A 17,822-nucleotide genomic window follows, 5' to 3' on the forward strand; every position below is an offset into this window, starting at 1 on the left:
CGGGCAATCAGCCGGCGACGAGGCGTTGCAGTTGCTGCGCGTGCAGGGCGAGGTGATCGGCCTCGGCCATCGCGCGCTCGGCGGCGTCGTGCGCGTCGCGGCGGCGGTGGCCCTCGGCGATGGTCCGCAGCAGGTTTTCGCGTTCCTGCAGCGCGCGCAGGGCGCTCCACAGCGCCTGGTCGGTGCGTGCGCAGTGCGCCTGTTCGAGCGCGTTGAGCGTGTAGGCGTGCCCGGTGTGGCAGCGGAAGCGCGGCGGTCGCGCGCCCTTGAGTTCCCACAACACGCCGCTGCACTCGGGACAGACGATGCGCGAGCGCTTGCCGATGCGATCGAGCGTCTCCATGGGTTCGTGCGCCTCCCCCGTGGTGAGTGTGTGTTCGTGCAGCAAGGCCGCGGGCACCGCAGGGGCCGCGATCACGTCCTGCGCGACCAGCACCGACAGCGCTTCGGCGAGGTCCGCGGCCGGCAGCAGCGCGTCGACGGCGACGTTGTCGCGCGCGCTCGCCGGCATTTCCGGCTCCTCGGCGTCGTCCGGGTCCTGCACCACCGCCAGCCCGCCGCAGGCCTTGATCGCCTGCAGCCCGGCGGTGCCGTCGTCGAGCAGGCCGCTGAGGATCACGCCGATCACGCGCGGGCCTCTCGCGACGGCCGCGGAGCGGAACAGCGGATCGATCGCCGGACGGGTGAAGTTCTCCTTCGGATCGCGGCTCAGCCGCACCGCGCCGTCGATGACGAGCAGGTGCTGGTCGGGCGGTGCGACGAAGATGACTCCGGGTTCGAGCAGCTGCCCGGAACGCGGGAACATCGCCGGCAGCGGTCCGCGCCGGTTCAGCAGGTCGGGAAGCACGCTCGGGTGCGTGCCGATGTGCTGCACGACGAGCAGCGTGGCCGGAAATCGCGGCGACAAGCGCGCCGCCAGTTCCAGCAGCGGCTTGATCGCGCCGGTCGAGCCCCCGATGACGATGAGGTTACGCTGCGCCGTGGCCTGCATCGCGGGCATCCTTCCGGTGGAAGGCAGAGCCTCGACCATGCGGCGTGACGCAGCGGTGGTGGCGGGGTGAGGGGAGTGTTGGCGCAACCGGCGAACGGCGTCGCGTTCGTCACGTCCGCGACGGCGGCATCACTTGTGGCCGCCGCCGGAACTCCAGCCCGAGCGCCCGGACGAACCGCCGCTCCAGTGGCGCGAATCCGAATCCTCGGTGCCGACCGCGATGGTGAGCGCGATGACGAAGATCACGTAGAGGATGTACAGGCCCTTCTTCATCAATCCTCCATCAGCCCGCGCCCGATCCCGCCGGCGCGCCCGCTGACCAGCAGCGGCGCCCAGACCAGCGCGATGCCCAGGAGCACCGCCGGGAACGCCACCGAATCGGTGAGCACGAGCAGCACCATCGTCGCAAGCACGGCGATGGTCCCCAGGCCTTCATCGTCGTCGCCCGCCATCGAACGCGCGACGGATGCCGACGCCTTCGGCATCGACAGCCCGAACGCCTGCGCGACGGTCGTGCCGCTCATCGGCACCGCGTGCGACCACACGACCTCGTTGCCGGATTCCTCGCGCGTGAGCATGTCGGTGTGGCCGGCGAAGTCGGTGACGCGCGAGACGTCGCCGCGACGCACGCGCCAGTTGAACGCGCCGAACACCTGCTCCACGCGCGCGTCGTACGCGTACCTGCGCGTCCAGCCGCGCTTGCGCCAGCGGGCGCTGGCGTCGTTGGACACCTCCGGCCACGCATCGCAGACGGTGACGCGCTGCCAGCCTTCCTGCGTTTCCACCAGCCACAGGTAGCCGCGCGAGGCATTGAACAGCAGGTACTCGGTCCACTCCGGCTCGGAGGCGTCATCGGGCACCGCGCAGCGCATGATGCCGATGACCTCGTACTGCGTGCCGCCGAGCGTCCCGCGCGCGCCCAGCGGCACGGTGCTCCTGAAGCGCGCCGCGCGGCGGTTCGCCTCGATGATCTCCGCACGCTCGCCGCTGCAATCCAGCAGCGAGCCGCACGACGGGCACACGACCTGCGTGGCCATGGCGACGGCGATGCTGACCGTGCCGGCGCAGTTCGGGCAATCCAGCGGCAACATCTGGCCGCGATAACGGCCCGCGCCCCCCTCGACGTCTTCCTTCGCCCGCAGCGTCCCCGCGTCGAACTGCACCGCGCCGGAGGTGCCGGTGTAGACCGCGGGCGCCGCATCGGAATAGTCGACCGTGACGAACTCCGCGCCGCGTCGCGCGTCGGTCACGCGCGCATCCCAGCCGTCGCCCGCCTGCACCGGCAACTCGCCCTCGCCGCCGACGCAGCGGCACCTGCGTATGTCGGACACGGTGTACAGCGTGCCGCCCACCTTCAGCGGGCCTCCGGCGCGCAGGTCGTCGAAGGACGGCAGCAGCGAAGTGTCGGCGCCCTCGTGGCGACGCGTGACGGCGTACTGCGCGTCGGCATCGGACAGCCAGCCGAACCGGCCGTCGTCGAACACGATGTACCACTCGTTCCATGCACCCGCGTCGTATTGCAGGCGCAGGCGGCCGAGCACCCGGAACCCCTGCTGGCCCACGCGCCCGCGCGTGCCCAGCTGCACGACCGAGCCGTCCTCGACCAGGTCGGCCATGTGGCCGATGCGGCGCGCGGCCTCGCCGTCGCGCGTGAGCGTGCTGCGGCAGGCGGCGCAGACCACCATCACCGCACCCGCCGATTCCAACCGCACCGACGCCCCGCACTGGGGGCACAGGAACTGCCGCACGTCAGCCGGCCATGTCGCGCAGAATCTGCGCCTTGGCGGCGTCGTAATCCTGCGCGGTGATCAGCTCGAGTTCGAGCATGCGCTTGAGCTGCTGCAGTTTCGCGACGGGATCCGTCGCAGCCGGCGTCGCAGCCGGCGCAGCCGATGCACCCGTGGCCTGCGGCGACAACGCCTGCGTCATCGTCTGCCCGAGTGCGGCGCCCGCGGCCAGTCCGGCACCGATGCCGGCGATGCCGCCTTCGTTCTTCGCCGCCAGCGGAATGGAGGTCGCGGCCTGGTAGCGCGTGAACTTGTCCAGGTCGCCGGACATCCCGACCGCGATGCGCGTGTCGAGCGCCTTCTGCAATTCCTCCGGCAGCGAGACGCTTTCCACCGCGAACGCCTCCAGTGCCACGCCGTAGCGCTGGAACACCGGCTCCAGGCGTTCCTGGATGCGCTGCGACATCGCGGCCTGGTTCGCGGCCAGGTCGATGAACGCGACGCCGCCGTTGCCGAACGCATCGGCCATCGTCGCCACCACCAGGTTGCGCAGCTGCGCTTCCAGGTCGTCGACGGTGTAGATCGCGCGCGTGCCGGCGATCTCGCGGTAGAACTTCTCGACGTCGGCGACCTTGTAGCTGTACACGCCGTTCGCGCGCACGCGCACCATGCCGAACTCGCTGTCGCGGATCGTCACCGGCTGCGCGGTGCCCCAGCGGCGCCCGAGTTGCAGGCGCGTGGAGAAGAACACCACGTCCGACTTGAACGGCGATTCGAAGCCCTTGTCCCAGTGCTGCAGCGCGGTCAGGACCGGCAGCGTGCGCGTGGTGAGCTTGTACATGCCCGGGCCGAACACGTCGGCGATGCGGCCCTCGTTGACGAACAGCGCCACCTGCGAATCGCGCACGGTGAGGCTGCCGCCGTACTGGATTTCCTGGTCCTGCATCGGGAAGCGCCAGGCGAGCACGCCGTCGCCCTCCTCCATCCACTGCAGAATGTCGACGAACTGTTTGCGGATGAAGGAGCCCAGGCTCATCGTTCGATTTCCTTGTCGGCGAACTGCGTGGTCGGGAGGTTCGGGCGATGCCGCGCGAAGGCGGTCAGGTCAGGCAGGCGGCGTTGATCACGCCCACGCCGAGCGACACGGCGCCCATCAGGCCGCCCATCGCGGTGTTTCCTTCATGGATCGCGCGGTTCATGCCACGCAGCAGCCGCGCGAGCACGGCGTAGGCGATCACCTGCACCGCCATCGCGGCGAGCGACCAGCCCAGGAACGCCTGCCACGTCGCATGCAGGGCGATGGCGAACGCCAGCGTGCATGCGAAGCCCAGCACCGCGCCGCCCAGCGACAGCGCCGCGGCGACGTTGCCTTCGTGGATCAGCACCCATTCGTCGAAGCGCGTCACGCGCGTGTACAGCGCGACGAACGCGGCGAGCATCAGCAATGCGGAACACAGGTAGGCCAGGTACGGCAGCGCGACGTTCGACACGGGCATCCTTCCCCCAGGAGTGGCGGCGAGTATAGCCAGTTGGCTGGCGTGTGCACGCTCGCTAGAGTAGGCGCCCCGGGCACGGGATCGCGCACGGGGTCGCGCGGGTCGCCGCCCGCCACCATCCGTGCCACGCATGCGCGATCGCGCCCTCATCCTGTCGGTCCTGATCGTCGCCTCGTGCGGCCTGGGCTACGAACTCATCAGCAGCGCCCTGGCGAGCTACCTGCTGGGCGATTCGATCCTGCAGTTCTCCTCGGTCATCGGCTGCTACCTGTTCGCGATGGGCGTCGGTTCGTGGCTCTCGCGCTACGTCGACGATGGCGACGTGCTCGACCGCTTCGTCGACTTGGAAATGCTGATCGGCCTGCTCGGTGGGGTGTCGGCGGCGGTGCTGTTCGTGGTGTTCGCGTGGCTGGCCACGCCGTTCCGCACCGCGCTGTACGTCATGGTGTTCGCCATCGGCCTGATGGTGGGCATGGAAATCCCGCTGGTCATGCGCATCTTCAACCAGCGCCGCGCGGAGTTCCGTGAACTGGTGAGCCGCGTGCTCGCGTTCGACTACCTGGGCGCGCTGGTCGTCTCGCTGGTGTTCCCGCTGCTGCTGGCGCCGCACCTGGGGCTGCTGCGCACGGCGTTCCTGTTCGGGATGTTCAACACCGGCGTGGCACTGTGGACCGCGATCGCGTTCCGGAAGGAACTCACCGCGCCGCGCCTGAAGCTGTTCCGCGGCGCACTGGTGATGGGCGTGCTCGTCGCGGGACTGGCCTTCGCCGGCCGCATGACCGCCTGGGCCGAGCGCGGCATCTACGGCGACGAGATCGTGCATGCCGAAAGCTCGCCGTTCCAGCGACTGGTCGTCACGCGCTGGCAGGACGACCTGCGCCTGTACATCAACGGCAACCTGCAGTTCTCCTCTCGCGACGAACACCGCTACCACGAGGCGCTGGTGCATCCGGGCCTGCAGGCGCTGCCGGGCGCGCGACGCGTGCTGGTGCTCGGCGGCGGCGATGGCCTGGCGGTGCGCGAGGTGCTCAAGTCGCGCAACGTCGAACGCGTTACCCTGGTCGACCTCGACCCGGCGATGACGCGCATGTTCTCGCGCTCGCCCGAACTGGTCGCGCTGAACCGGGGTTCGCTGCGCGACCCGCGCGTGCACGTGGTGAACGAGGACGCCGGGCGCTGGCTCGAAACCAGTCGCGAGGCGTTCGACTTCATCGTCGTCGATTTCCCCGATCCCTCCAGCTTCGGCATCGGCCGGCTGTATTCGGTGCCGATGTTCCGGCTGATCGCGCGGCACCTGGCCCACAACGGCTACGTCGTGGTGCAGTCGACCTCGCCGTACTACGCGCCGCGTTCGTTCTGGAGCATCGAGGCGACGCTGCGCGAAGCCGGGTTGCACACCTGGCCCTACCACTGCGACGTGCCGTCCTTCGGCGACTGGGGCTTCGTGCTGGCCGGGCACCGCGCCGATTACGCGCCGCCGGCGCTGTCGGTGCCCACGCGCTACCTGACCGCCGACACGATGCGCGACCTGTTCGTATTCCCGAAGGACATGCCGCGCCTGGCGATGCCGCCGAACCGGCTCGACGAGCAGTCGCTGGTGCGCTACTTCGACGAGGACTGGCGCCGGGTGATCCGCTGATGCGGCGTCGCACGTTCCTGGTGGGCGCGGGCCTCGCGGGGGCGGCGGCGGTGGGCACGGCGCGGCTTCGCGGCGAGGATCGCGTGGTTCCGGAGATCCATTTCCCGGGAATGCGCGAAGGCCACGCGCTGCGCGATTCGCCGGGGGCGTTCGCGGCATCGCACGGCGGGCTGCGCAGCGGCGTGGCGATCCTCGGCTCCGGCGTGGCCGGGATGGCCTGCGCGTGGGCGCTGGCCCGCGCCGGCCGACGCGATTTCGTGCTGTTGCAGGGCCCGGAGTACGGCGGCAACGCAGCCTCCGACGACCTGGGCCACGCCGGGGACGACGTGCTCGCCTGCCCGCTTGGTGCGCATTACCTGCCGCTGCCGTCGTCGGAATCGGCGCACGTCCGCACGCTGCTGGCCGACGTGGGACTGCTGCAACCGGGCGGGCGCGACGACGCACCGCGCTACGACGAAGCGGCTTTGTCGCACGCGCCGCACGAGCGCCTGCTGCGCGATGGGCGATGGGAAGACGACCTGCTGCCCGTGCACGGCATCGACGCCGACGAACGCGTCCAGCGGCAGCGCTTCTTCGCGACCGTCGACGACCTGCGCGTGCGACGCGGGCGCGATGGGCGGCGGCTGTTCGCGATTCCGGCGACGCTGTCCTCGACGGATGCCGAATGGCGCGCACTCGATCGCGAGACGTTCGCGCGATGGCTCGACCGCCACGGCTACACCGCGCCGGGCCTGCGCTGGTACCTGGACCACTGCTGCCGCGACGACTACGGCGCGGGCACCGCCGCCGTTTCCGCGTGGGCCGGGCTGCACTATTTCGCCAGCCGCGACGGCCACGCAGCGAACGCCTCCGACGACACGGTGCTGACCTGGCCCGGCGGATTGTCGGAGCTGATCGCGCGCATGCGCGCGGCGATCACGCGCCGCGTCGGCCACCAGCGCTGGCTGCGCGCCGGCTTCGCCGCACGCGTGCACGATCGCGCGAACGACGTGGACGTGACCTGTCTCCGTCGCGACCACGGCGAACTGGTGCCGTTCACGATCCACGCCGATCGCGTCGTCTGCGCGATGCCTTTGCACGTGCTTGCGCGCGTATGGCCCGGCCTGCGCGATCGCGGTTACGACGCGGCGGTGCATGCGAGTCCGCACGCGGCGTGGCTGGTGTCGAATTTCCTGGTGCAGGGCTGGCCCACCGAGCGGCCGGGCGCGCCGCTCGCCTGGGACAACGTGGTGCATCGCGGACGCGGCCTGGGCTACGTGGTGTCCACGCACCAGTTGCTGCGCGTCGCGCCGACCGCGCGTTCGGTGTTCACGGCCTACCAGGCACTCGATCGCAAGACGCCGTCGCAGGCGCGTGCGTGGCTGCTGCGCGCGACCGCCGGGGAACTTCGCGACCAGGCCGCGTGCGATCTCGTACCGGCGTACGGCGATGAACTCTGGCAGCGCACACGCCGTCTCTCGATCACCGTGCGCGGGCATGCGATGGCGATCCCGGCGCCCGGGTTCCTGCACAACGCGGGACTGGCGGCGCTGCGCGAACTGGATGGCCCGGTGCGCGTGGCGCATTCGGATCTCTCCGGCTACTCGATCTTCGAGGAAGCGGCGTGGTGGGGCGTGCGGGCGGGCGAAGCCCTGGCCTGAGTACAGCGGGCTTCTGTAGCCCGGGCAAGCGAAGTGCACCCGGGGACGCGGCCGCCTCTCCAATCCGGGTGCGCTTCGCTTACCCGGGCCGCAAGGGCGCGAGCGCACGACGCTTCTTTCCAAGCATCGCCTCACCATGACGCGCAAGCTGCGCGACGCCACCGATGCGGCGATCGTGCTGCTCGGCCACCCGCCGCGACACAGCACTACCACGTGCGGCGACGATCCGCAGCGCGGTGCGCCGTCGCGAACGCGCGCAGTCGCCGCGCGAGGTCCCGCGCAACCCGAGCGGCTGGCGCACCGGCCAGAACATCGCCGCACCATCGTCGCGAGCGAGGCGATCGCCGCGCGGTTGTCGACGGACCGCTACGGCTTCGACCTGCACCGCATCGAAGTGCGGTGCATCGCCTGCGCCGCAAGGTGCTCCGGCTCACCGGCGGCGAGTTGCCGCTGGATGCGGTGCGTGGATCGGGTTACGTGTTCACGCCGTAGGCGGCGGGGCCGCGCTATTGCCGCTCATCGATCGCCGCATCGATCGCCGCATCAATCTGCGCGATTCGGCAGCGCGTAGGCGATGACGAAATCGCCCGGCGGCGTTTCCATGAAGTGGTGGCCTGCGGCGACGATCACCAGGTATTCGCGGCCGTCGATGGCGTACACCATCGGCGTCGCCTGTCCGCCGGCCGGCAGCACGTCGTGCCAGAGTTCCTCGCCGGTGTCGATGTCGATCGCACGGATCAGGTTGTCGGTGGCGGCCGCGATGAACACCAGTCCGCTGGCGGTGATCACCGCGCCGCCGTTGTTCGGCGTGCCGATGTCCAGCGGCAATCCCGAGCTGATGCCGAACGGCCCGTTGCCGCGCGCGCTTCCGAACGGGCGATCCCACAAGGTCTGTCCGCTCGCCAGATCGATCGCGCGGATGCCGCCGTACGGCGGTTCCTTGCACAGCAGTTTGGTGAAATCCAGCCGCCAGCCGGCGTTGACGTCGATCGCGTACGGCGTGCCCGCCTGCGGATCGCCCGCGCCTTCCGCGCCGCCCATTTCGCCGCGCACGTCCTCGCGCGGCGCCCAGCCGCGCCGGTCGGCTTCGGCGCGCGGCACGAGGCGGTTGTAGTTCGGCATGTCGTTGTAGTTGGCGACGATGATCCCGCGACGCGGATCGATCGCGATGCCGCCCCAGTCCGAGCCGCCGTTGTAGCCGGGGTACTGGATCCAGTGGCGGTCGGATTCCGGCGGCGTGTAGAAGCCCTTGTAGCTGGCCTCCTTGAAACGGATGCGGCAGTACAGCTGGTCGATCGGCGTCATGCCCCACATGTCGCGTTCGGTGAGGTCGGCCTTGCGCAGCGTGTGGTAGCGCGAGAACGGCTGCGTCGGCGAGCGCCGCTGCGGTTCCACTCCGCCGCCGGGCACCTTCATTTCCTCCACCGGCACCAGCGGCCGGCCGGTGCGTCGATCGAGCACGTACAGGTCGCCCTGCTTGCTCGGCAGCACGACGGCCGGCACGCGTCCGTTCGCGGTGGGGAAATCGACCAGCGTGCCCTGCGAGCCGAGGTCGTAATCCCACACGTCGACGTGCGTCGTCTGGAAATTCCAGCGCGGCTTGCCGGTGGCGACGTCGAGCGCGACCAGCGAGGTCGCGTAATGGTCTTCGATCGGGCGACGCAATCCGCTCCAGTAATCCGCGGCGGAATTGCCCATCGGCAGGTACACCAGGCCCAGCGCTTCGTCGCCCGTCGCCGTCGTCCACATGTTCGGCGTGCCGCGCGAGTATTCCTCGCCCGGCGGCGGCAGGCCCGTGCGATCGGGACGCATCATGTCCCACGCCCAGCGCAGCTGGCCGGTGATCGCATCGAAGCCCTGGATCACGCCCGACGGCGCCCACCGGCGTTGTCCGTCGAGCACCTGGTGGCCGGTGACGATCACGCCGCGCACGATGGTCGGCGCGGAATTCACCGACACATAGCCCGGCGGCGTTTCGCCCATGCCGCGCTTGATGTCGATCTGGCCGTTGTCGCCGAAGCTCGCGCACGGCTTGCCGGTGCGCGCATCCAGCGCGATCAGCCGGCCGTCGAGCGTCGGGCCGATGATGCGCGTGGGGCATTCGCCCGCGCCCTTCGCTTCGAAATACGTCACGCCACGGCACGCGGCGGTGTACGGGATGTCGCTGTCCTTGACGCCCGGATCGAAACGCCAGCGCACCGCGCCGGTGCGCGCATCCAGCGCCATCAACCGGCTGCGCGCGGTGCACAGGTAGAGCGTGTCGCCGACCTTCAGCGGCGTGGTCTCGGCGCCCCAGCGATGATCGGGACGATCGCCGGTGCGCGCCGTCCACGCGCGTTCGAGGCGATCGACGTTCCTGCGGTCGATCTGCACCAGCGGCGTGTAGCGCAACGCATCGTAGCCGCGACCGTAGGCGACCCAGTCGGCGTCGGCCTGCGGCGTGATCGATGCCGACGCGGCGGCCGTGGCCACCGGCGGCGCGCGATCCGCCTCCGTCACGCCATGCGGCACGAAGGCCAGTGCGAACGCGACCACGAACGCCGCCACCAGCACGCCCGCGATGCCGTACGACCACCGGCGCCGCATGCCCGGCAACCACGGCTGCACGAGCGCGACGAGAATGCCGAGCGCGAGCATCAATCCGAGTCGCGGCACCCAGCGCCAGTAATCCGCGCCGCTTTCCCACCACGTCCAGAAGAACGTGCCGGCCAGCACCAGCCAGAAGCACCATGCACCCGCCGCGCGCCCGCGCCACAGCAGCACCGCCGAGGCCAGCAGCAGCACGCCGGCGATGAGGTAGTACGGCGATCCGCCCAGCGACAGCAGCCATGCGCCGCCGGCCACGAAGATCGCGCCGAGCAGCGCGATCGCCACCGCCAGCAGCTTCAGGGCGACGTGTCGCCACGTATCGCGCGTTTGAGGCAACGCCGTGGACCCCCGCGTGCATTCGTCGAATGCGGGCGAGTCTAGGCAGCATCAGGTCGGCTTGCGGTGAAGCCCGTTAACGAAGGTGTGCGATTCGTGTGCGCATGGCGTTCGCATGCGCGGCGACGCATGGCGTCGCTACGCGTCGGCCTGCGGTTCGCCCGCGGCGAGCCACGCGTCGTGCACGCGATCGGCGACCTGCGGCCAGCTCAGTCCGGTGGTCACCGCGTACAGGTGCCACAGGCTTTCCGCGCGCGAGCGCACGGCATCCCACGTGGTGTTGCCATGCACCTCGCGAATGCCCTGCCCCACGGACCGGATCAATATCTCGTAGGAAGCCAGTGCGGCTTCGGAAGCGTCTTTGCTCATGCAGCGAACGTCCAGCGCGAAGGACCGTAAACGCATGCCCGTCCGCGAAAAAGAAGACAGCGCCCGCGCCTGCATCAGGCGCGTGCATCGAGTCGGATGTGAGCCCATCCCCCGTCCCACTGTTTTTCAATAAAACACAGCAGGCCGCCCGATGCAAACGTTAAGGCGCGTTTTCCCCGTGTTTTCAGGCCTCCAGCGCATGTTCGCGCGATGCGCGTGCGCGTATCTGCGCGAAACGACATTGCCGATCACGCCTGCCGCCCGGCGCGAGCGGTCCGCCGCCGATCATCGAAAGCAGCGACGAAACGGCCCTTTCCAGCGCTCGTCGCGCCCGCATCTCACGCGAATCCCGCACGCTCGCGCAGGGCATCGCGATGACGACGGCTGCACGGCAGCACCGTGCCATCGGCCAGGTGCACGCGTGCATCGCCGGTATCGAGCGGTTCGATCGACGCGACCTGCGCAAGGTTCACCATGTAGCTGCGATGGATCCGCGCGAAACGCGATGGGTCCAGGCGTTCCTCGATCGCCGCCATCGTGCAGCGCAGCGGATAGTCGTGTCCGCGCACGCGCAGGTTCACGTAGTTGCCGGCGGCCTGCAGCCATTCGACGTCGCTGGCGGCGACGAGGAATTCGCGGCCGAGCTTGCGCACGAGGAAGCGTTCGGGACGTTCGACCGGCTCCACCGGCGGACCTTCGTCCGGCTCGCCCAGCAGGCTCGCCTCGCCCTGCAGGCGACGGCGCATGAAGCGGTAGCCTTCGATCAGCACCACCGTGCCGGCGTAGGTGCGCACGTCCTTCAGGTATTCGTAGACGAACTGGCGCCCCCACGGCCCGAAGTCGTACTCCACGCCATGCGCGGCGTACACGACCTCGCGGATCGCGATCATGCCCAGCACGTGCACGGCGCTGAAGGCGATGCTCGCCAGCACGTGCAACGGCAGCGTGCGGCGCCAGGTGTCCCAGTGCAGGGGCGCGCGGCGGGTGAACCACGCCACCGCCGGCACCAGCGCGAGCAGCAGCGCGCCGCTCGACCATTCCCAGCTGACCGGCTCCCACGCGGCGAACGGCAGGCCGGCGCGGCGGATGTCCATCAGCACGGTCACGCTGTTGACGGCGGCGTTGACCAGGGTGAGGACCACCCAGAAGCCGACCTCGAACGTGCGACGCCACGCGTGCGAGGCGAACGGGGCGGGGGTCGGGACCGGAGCGGAAGGCGCATTCATGCGGCGGAATTGTAGGCACAGCGCGGTCCGGGCCGTCCCGGGTCGTCCCTGCGTGCCCGCGATTCGTCCCCGCGACCCGCCGGTTCGTCACCTCGCGGTGGAAGCGGCCCCGCCACGCGCGAACAGTGGCGGCCACGCCTTCCATGGAGCATGCCGCCGTGAGCCGCCGCTATTTCCTCGACTGGGTCCGCATCGGCGCCTTCGCGCTGCTGGTGCTTTACCACGTGGGCATGTACTACGTGAGCTGGGACTGGCACGTCAAAAGCCCGTTCGCGAGCACGGCGCTGGAGCCGTTCATGCTGCTCAGCTCGCCCTGGAGGCTGTCGCTGCTGTTCTTCATCTCGGGCGTGGCGACGGCCTTCCTGATCGGCAAGGTACCGCGGGGGTTCCTGCGCGGGCGGTCGTGGCGGCTGCTGGTGCCGCTGGTGTTCGGCATGCTGGTGATCGTGCCGCCGCAGTCGTATTACGAAGTGGTCGAGAAGCTGCCGGGCGGTTACCACGACGGCTACCTGGCGTTCTGGGCGCGCTATCTCGCGGCCGATCCCGGTTTCTGTCGCGACGGCGACTGCCTCGTCGTGCCGACCTGGAACCACCTGTGGTTCGTCGTGTACCTGTGGACGTACACGGTGGTGCTGTGCCTGCTGCGCTGGTTCGCGCCGGGCGTGCTGGCGCGCACGTGCGAACGGCTCGCGGGCATGTTCGGACACGGCATCGGCCTGCTGCTGTGGCCGGCGCTGCTGCTCATCGTGCTGCGGATGGCGCTGGTCGGCCGGTTCGAATCGACCCACGCGCTGGTCGACGACTGGTACAACCACGCGCAGTACCTGCCGCAGTTCCTGCTCGGCTATGCGGTGGCGAAGTCGCAGCCGGTGTGGGACCGCTTCGCCGCGCTGCGCTGGCATGCCGCCGCGCTCGCGCTGGCCGCGTATGCCTTCATCGTGTGGTACTTCGGTGTGTACAGCGGCGACACGGTTCCGCCGGATGGGCTGCGCCACGTGCAGCGCGCGGCGTGGGGCACGTTCCAGTGGACCGCGATCGTGGCGATCGTCGGCTTCGCCGCACGCTGGTCGCCCGGCGACAGCGCGGCGCGGCGTTACCTCACGCAGGCGGTCTTCCCGGTCTACATCCTCCACCAGACGATCATCGTCGTGTTCGCGCACAACCTGCAGCCGTTCGGCATGCGTCCGATCGTCGAAGGGCCGCTGCTGGTGATCGCGACGCTGGCGCTGAGCTTCGCGGGTTTCGAACTCGTGCGCCGCGTGGATTGGCTGCGTCCATTGCTGGGGCTCGCGCGACGAGAGCGGCGTCCGATGGCGGATGCGGTGGCGGATGCGACGTGAGTGATTGCTTTTGTAGCCCGGACAAGGCGAGGGGGAACGTTGCCTGGGCCTCCGCCTTGGTGCGGCTTCTACGGAAGGTGGACCAAACGCCTTCGCCCGCCACTTCACCCCAACCCTCCCCGGCATTCGCAGGAGAGGGAACAAACAGCGCGGAACACCCGCCTCTCCCGGCTTCATTTCCCCCTAACACCCCGAAGCGCCTAGTACCCCCCGTGCCGCACGAGGACGCGAGTCATGGAAGCACGGCCACCCGTCTGCCGGTGCGCGAGCCGCCTCCGGCGCGCCCACCATGGAGCAGTCCTCCTCTTCGTCGCACTCGCGGTCACCGCATGCGCGAGCACGCGTTCGCCCTCGTTCGAACGCGCCGACGACGCGCATGCGCTGGAGCGGCCGGGGCGCATCCTGGTGTACGACTTCGCCGGGACGCGCGGCGACCTGCCGCCCGATGCGATGGTCACCGGCTATTTCGAATCCGACGAAGCGCCGCAGACGCCAGCCGATGTCGAGACCGGGCGACAACTGGGACGCGAGGTCGCGCAGCAGGTCGTCGCGCGGCTGCGTGAAGCGGGCATCGATGCGTATCCGGTCGGTGCGGGCCCGGTGCCGAAACTCGGCGATGTGATCCTGCGCGGCGAGTTCGTATCCGTGCGTCCCGGCAGCCGCTCGATGCGCGTGCTGGTGGGCTTCGGCGCGGGGCGCGGCGAGATGAGCACGCTGGTGGAAGCGTTCCAGGTCACCGCGACCGGGCCGCGCGCACTGGCGGCGGCGCAGATGAGCACCGCGGGCGGTCGCCTGCCCGGCGTGCTGGTGCCGCTCGGCGCGGCCGGCGCGGCGGGCTCGATCGCGACAAGCGCCGCGGTGTCGGGCACGTCCAACGTCATGCAGGAGCGCGGACCCGAATCGCTTCGCGGCGCCGCGCAGCGCACGGCGGCGGGCATCGCCGATTCGATCGTCGGCATCTACCGCGAGCACGGCTGGCTGTAGTCCGATGACCTGCAACGCGATCGAGCGAACGACGCGCCTTCAGCGGATCGTGTTCTTGTAGATCCGGCCGTCCTTGACGATCACGCGGAAGTTCTCCTTCGGCCGCGTGATGAGCGCGATGTCCGACAGCGGATCGCCTTCCACCAGCAGCAGGTCGGCCAGCGCACCGGTTTCCACCACGCCGAGCCGGCCCGGATACGGATTGCGCTTGCCCGACAGCGCGAGCAGCTCCGCGTTGGTGCTGGTGGCCATCGTGAGCGCTTCGGCGGGCGTGTACCACTTCGTCAGGCTCGCGAGCAGGCTGCCCTGCTGGCGCGCGAGCGCGGCGGAGAACAGCACGTCCGTGCCGAACGCGGTCTTGAGCTTGTACTTCTTCGCCAGCTGGTACGCGCGATCGGTGCCTGCGAGCACTTCGCGGCCTTTCGCGTATTCCTCCGAATCGGGCGGGAACGCGCGGAGCAGTTCGTCCGGCAGGGGCTGGATGCTCAGCCAGACGTTGCGGTTGGCCAGCAGCTGCGCAGTGGGCTCGTCCATCAGGTTGGCGTGTTCGATGCACTGCACGCCCGCCTCCACCGCCGTCCGGATGGCTTCGGGCATGTAGGCATGCGCGGTGACGTAGGTGCCCCAGTTGCCCGCGCTGCTCACCGCCGCGCGCAGCTCTTCCGGCGTGAAGGTCACCACGTCCAGCGGGCTGTGCGGCGAAGAGACGCCGCCGCCGGCGGTCATCTTGATCTGCGAGGCGCCAAGCATGAGCTGCTCGCGCACGCGCAGGCGCACTTCGTCCGGCGTATCGGCGATGGCCGAGTCGCCCATGATCTCGGTGCGCGACTCGGACCGTCCCAGCACGCGCGGCAATTCGACGGGGCTGCGGAAATCGCCATGGCCGCCGGTGACGCTGATGATCGCGCCGGAGGGATAGATGCGCGGGCCGGCCTGCCAGCCTTCGTCGATCGCGCGCTTGAGGCCGAACGACGCGCCGCCCACGTCGCGCACCGTGGTGAAGCCGCGCTGCAGCGTGTCGGAGGCTTCCGCGCCGGCCATCAGGTTGAGATAGCCCGTGCTGGAATTCATCGCCACCGCGATCGTCGGCCGCACCGCCAGCGCGTGCCAGTGCACGTCGATCAGGCCGGGCATCAGCGTGCGTCCCGCGCCGTCGATGACGGTCATGCCCTGCTCCGCCGCGGGCATGTCGATGCTGCCGATCTCCGCGATGCGGTTGCCGCGCACGAGCACGTCGGTGGCGGCGCCCAGCGTCGGATCGACGCCGTTGAACACGCGCACGTTGCGGAACAGGATGCTGGTCTGCGCGGGTGCAGGCGCAGGTGCGCTCGCGGTCGCCGGTGCGGGCGGTGCGTCGCGCGTGTCGGGTGCGGGCACATCCGGCGACTTTCCGGAACACGCGGCCACGCAGAACGCGGCAGCCACCACGACCATCCTCAGCGTATCCATTCGCGTGGTCCCGGAGTGAGCTCCGGTCCGCTGTACGCTCGCAGGTGTTATGCGACCGTGACGATCCACGCGACTTGAGCGCTCCCTCGCGGCATCGCGGAACGCACGGACGAACCCGTCGTCATGCGGATTTCACCGACGCGTCACACCCCCGGGCGTACGCCCTCCTGACCGGAGTTCCACGCGTCTGGAGGGTTCGCTCATGGACACCCTGTTTCGGGCAGCGGCACTGTGCTTCGCGCTCCTTCTCGTCCCCGCCTTCGACGCGTCGGCGCAGGCCGTCGGCAGTTCGGAAGTCGGTACCGCGCGTTCGGTCGAATGGGGCAAGGTGCGCCGCGTGCTGGCGGTGGCCATCCAGAACGACTCGCGCAACGTCGGCACCGCGACCGGCGCGGCGCTCGGCGGCATCGCCGGCAGCACCATCGGCGGCGGACGTCGCGCGAACACCGCGGGCGCGGTGGCCGGCGCCGTCGCCGGCGGCGCGATCGGCAACCGCATGACGCGCGGGGCGCAGCCGGGCATCGAGATCACCGTCGAACTCGAATCCGGGCGCACCATCGCCGTGACCCAGCAGGGCAACGTCAACGACTTCCGCGTCGGCGACCGCGTGCAGGTCGCCTCCGACGGCACGACCACGCGCGTGACCCGTTGACGCACGACCCGCGCCGGACCGACGTGCGATGAAGATCAGCGCCGGCGCCATCGCGGGCTGGATCACCGTCGTCGCGCTGCTGATGGCGCCGGAGCTGCGATCGCCGGCGCTGCAGACGGCGTTGTTCGCGTGGCTGGTGATCGTGGTGCTGTGGAGCGCCTTCGACGCCGTGCAGGAAGCCGAGGCGCTGGCGCGCGAACTGCGCGAACCGTTCGGCACGCTGGTGCTCACGCTGTCGGTGTCGGCGATCGAAGTGGTGCTGATCTGCGCGGCGATGTTCGTCGACGAGGAAGTCTCCACGCTCGCGCGCGACGCGATGTTCTCGGTGTTGATGATCGTGCTCAACGGCGTGGTCGGCGTCGGCCTGCTGATGGGCGGCTACCGTTACCACGAGCAGCTGTTCAATCTTCAGGGCGCGACGGCGTACCTGTCGGTCGTCATCCCGTTGTCGACCATCGCGCTGGTGCTGCCCAGCTTCACCACGTCCACGCCGGACGGCACGCTGACGATGCTGCAATCGGTGTGCTTCTCGATCATGACGCTGCTGCTGTACGGGCTGTTCCTGTCGCTGCAGGTGGGCCGGCACCAGGCGTACTTCGCCGAGGCGAGCAACGCGCCGACGCTCACGCCCACCGTCACGCCCACGCCTGCCGAAGATGCGACGCCGCCACGCGAAGGCCGGCCCCGGCGCCTTGCGATGCACACCGCCGGTTTGCTGGCGTGCATGGTGCCGATCTCGCTGCTGGCCACGCCGCTGGCGGACCTGCTCGATCGCGGGCTCGCGCATTTCGGCATTCCGAATGCGGTCGGCGGCGTGGTGATCGCGCTGCTCGTGTTCGCGCCCGAAGGCATGTCCACGCTGATCGCGGTCGGCGCGAACCAGCTGACCAAGGCGATCAACGTCAGCCTTGGTGCGGCGACGTCGACGCTGGGCATCTCGGTACCGGTGACGTTGTTCATCGGCCTGGCGCGCGGCCAGCCGGTGCTGCTCGGGCTGCCGCCGGTAAGCATCGCGCTGCTGGCGGCCACGCTCCTGCTGACCACGCTCACCTTCCTCAGTGCGCGCACGACGATGCTGGTGGGCGCGGTGCATCTGTCGCTGTTCGTGGCGTTCCTGGTGCTGGCGTTCAATCCTTGAGGTCGCAGCGGTTTGTGTCGCCTTGCGTGCCGGCTCCTGTAGGGCGGGTAAGCGCAGCGCACCCGGGGAGACGCTGCCGGAATCCCGCCCCGGGTGCGGCTGCGCCTTACCCGGGCTACAAGGGCTGTCGCTGTTCGTGGCGTTCTTGGTGCTGGCGTTCAATCCTTGAGGTCGCAGCGGTTTGTGTCGCCTTGCGTGCCGGCTCCTGTAGCCCGGGTAAGCGCAGCGCACCCGGGGAGACGCTGC

Annotated in this window: 15 protein-coding genes; 6 read left to right on the forward strand and 9 right to left on the reverse strand. The window is 69.9% G+C overall.

The window, feature by feature from the left end; all coding sequences use genetic code 11:
• Positions 1–7 precede the first annotated feature (7 nt).
• The 5 genes from I4U41_RS06740 to I4U41_RS06760 form a co-directional block, all read right to left on the reverse strand.
• The gene (locus I4U41_RS06740; RefSeq protein WP_206860311.1) at positions 8–991 is read right to left on the reverse strand and encodes a chemotaxis protein CheB; all 984 of its coding nucleotides are present in this window, start codon (positions 989–991) and stop codon (positions 8–10) included.
• Positions 992–1,120: 129 nt separating this feature from the next.
• Positions 1,121–1,264 carry a hypothetical protein gene (locus tag I4U41_RS06745; protein WP_206860312.1) on the reverse strand — a complete coding sequence of 48 codons (144 nt, stop codon included), beginning with the start codon at positions 1,262–1,264 and terminating at the stop codon, positions 1,121–1,123.
• Positions 1,264–2,703, reverse strand: coding sequence for a DUF4178 domain-containing protein (locus I4U41_RS06750; protein WP_206860313.1), 1,440 nt, complete (start codon positions 2,701–2,703; stop codon positions 1,264–1,266). Before I4U41_RS06750 ends, I4U41_RS06745 begins: the two co-directional genes overlap by 1 nt.
• 37 nt (positions 2,704–2,740) lie before the next feature.
• The gene (locus I4U41_RS06755) at positions 2,741–3,754 is read right to left on the reverse strand and encodes an SPFH domain-containing protein (protein ID WP_206860314.1); all 1,014 of its coding nucleotides are present in this window, start codon (positions 3,752–3,754) and stop codon (positions 2,741–2,743) included.
• A 64-nt stretch (positions 3,755–3,818) separates the two neighbouring features.
• Positions 3,819–4,208, reverse strand: coding sequence for a DUF350 domain-containing protein (locus I4U41_RS06760; RefSeq protein ID WP_206860315.1), 390 nt, complete (start codon positions 4,206–4,208; stop codon positions 3,819–3,821).
• 136 nt (positions 4,209–4,344) lie between these two features.
• On the opposite strand from I4U41_RS06760, the gene I4U41_RS06765 reads away from it, so the two are divergent.
• Together I4U41_RS06765 and I4U41_RS06770 are read left to right on the forward strand one after the other, a co-directional pair.
• On the forward strand, positions 4,345–5,853 hold the full coding sequence (locus tag I4U41_RS06765; RefSeq protein WP_206860316.1) for a polyamine aminopropyltransferase: 1,509 nt from the start codon (positions 4,345–4,347) through the stop codon (positions 5,851–5,853).
• The gene (locus I4U41_RS06770) at positions 5,853–7,493 is read left to right on the forward strand and encodes an NAD(P)-binding protein (RefSeq protein WP_206860317.1); all 1,641 of its coding nucleotides are present in this window, start codon (positions 5,853–5,855) and stop codon (positions 7,491–7,493) included. The genes I4U41_RS06765 and I4U41_RS06770 overlap by 1 nt, the downstream gene beginning before the upstream one ends.
• A 543-nt stretch (positions 7,494–8,036) precedes the next feature.
• Here I4U41_RS06770 and I4U41_RS06775 read toward each other — a convergent pair.
• The 3 genes from I4U41_RS06775 to I4U41_RS06785 all read right to left on the reverse strand — a co-directional run bounded on the left by I4U41_RS06775 (position 8,037) and on the right by I4U41_RS06785 (position 12,013).
• A complete protein-coding gene (locus I4U41_RS06775; RefSeq protein ID WP_206860318.1) occupies positions 8,037–10,418 on the reverse strand; it encodes a membrane-bound PQQ-dependent dehydrogenase, glucose/quinate/shikimate family in 2,382 nt (793 codons plus the stop codon).
• Between the two features lie 138 nt (positions 10,419–10,556).
• Positions 10,557–10,787, reverse strand: a complete 231-nt coding sequence (locus I4U41_RS06780) for a hypothetical protein (protein ID WP_206860319.1) — start codon at positions 10,785–10,787, stop codon at positions 10,557–10,559.
• Between the two features lie 338 nt (positions 10,788–11,125).
• Positions 11,126–12,013 (reverse strand): LytTR family DNA-binding domain-containing protein, encoded by an 888-nt coding sequence (locus I4U41_RS06785; protein ID WP_206860320.1) that lies wholly within the window; start codon positions 12,011–12,013, stop codon positions 11,126–11,128.
• Between the two features lie 158 nt (positions 12,014–12,171).
• Here I4U41_RS06785 and I4U41_RS06790 point away from each other — a divergent pair, with 158 nt between their 5' ends.
• Positions 12,172–13,353, forward strand: coding sequence for an acyltransferase family protein (locus I4U41_RS06790; protein ID WP_320415143.1), 1,182 nt, complete (start codon positions 12,172–12,174; stop codon positions 13,351–13,353).
• Positions 13,354–13,587: 234 nt separating this feature from the next.
• The gene (locus I4U41_RS06795; RefSeq protein WP_206860322.1) at positions 13,588–14,337 is read left to right on the forward strand and encodes a DUF4410 domain-containing protein; all 750 of its coding nucleotides are present in this window, start codon (positions 13,588–13,590) and stop codon (positions 14,335–14,337) included.
• A gap of 39 nt (positions 14,338–14,376) precedes the next feature.
• Here I4U41_RS06795 and I4U41_RS06800 read toward each other — a convergent pair whose 3' ends face one another.
• Complete coding sequence (locus I4U41_RS06800; protein ID WP_206860323.1) at positions 14,377–15,786, reverse strand: metal-dependent hydrolase family protein; 1,410 nt, start codon at positions 15,784–15,786, stop codon at positions 14,377–14,379.
• Between the two features lie 202 nt (positions 15,787–15,988).
• On the opposite strand from I4U41_RS06800, the gene I4U41_RS06805 reads away from it, so the two are divergent.
• Together I4U41_RS06805 and I4U41_RS06810 are read left to right on the forward strand one after the other, a co-directional pair.
• Entirely contained in the window at positions 15,989–16,438 is a 450-nt protein-coding gene (locus I4U41_RS06805) for an outer membrane lipoprotein (protein ID WP_206860324.1), read from the forward strand.
• A 28-nt stretch (positions 16,439–16,466) separates the two neighbouring features.
• Positions 16,467–17,576: a calcium:cation antiporter gene (locus tag I4U41_RS06810; RefSeq protein WP_206860325.1), complete on the forward strand. Its 1,110-nt coding sequence runs from the start codon at positions 16,467–16,469 to the stop codon at positions 17,574–17,576.
• The last annotated feature ends 246 nt before the right edge of the window (positions 17,577–17,822 follow it).

Origin of the sequence: Lysobacter changpingensis (assembly GCF_017308985.1) — a bacterium.
Classification (GTDB): domain Bacteria; phylum Pseudomonadota; class Gammaproteobacteria; order Xanthomonadales; family Xanthomonadaceae; genus Lysobacter_J; species Lysobacter_J changpingensis.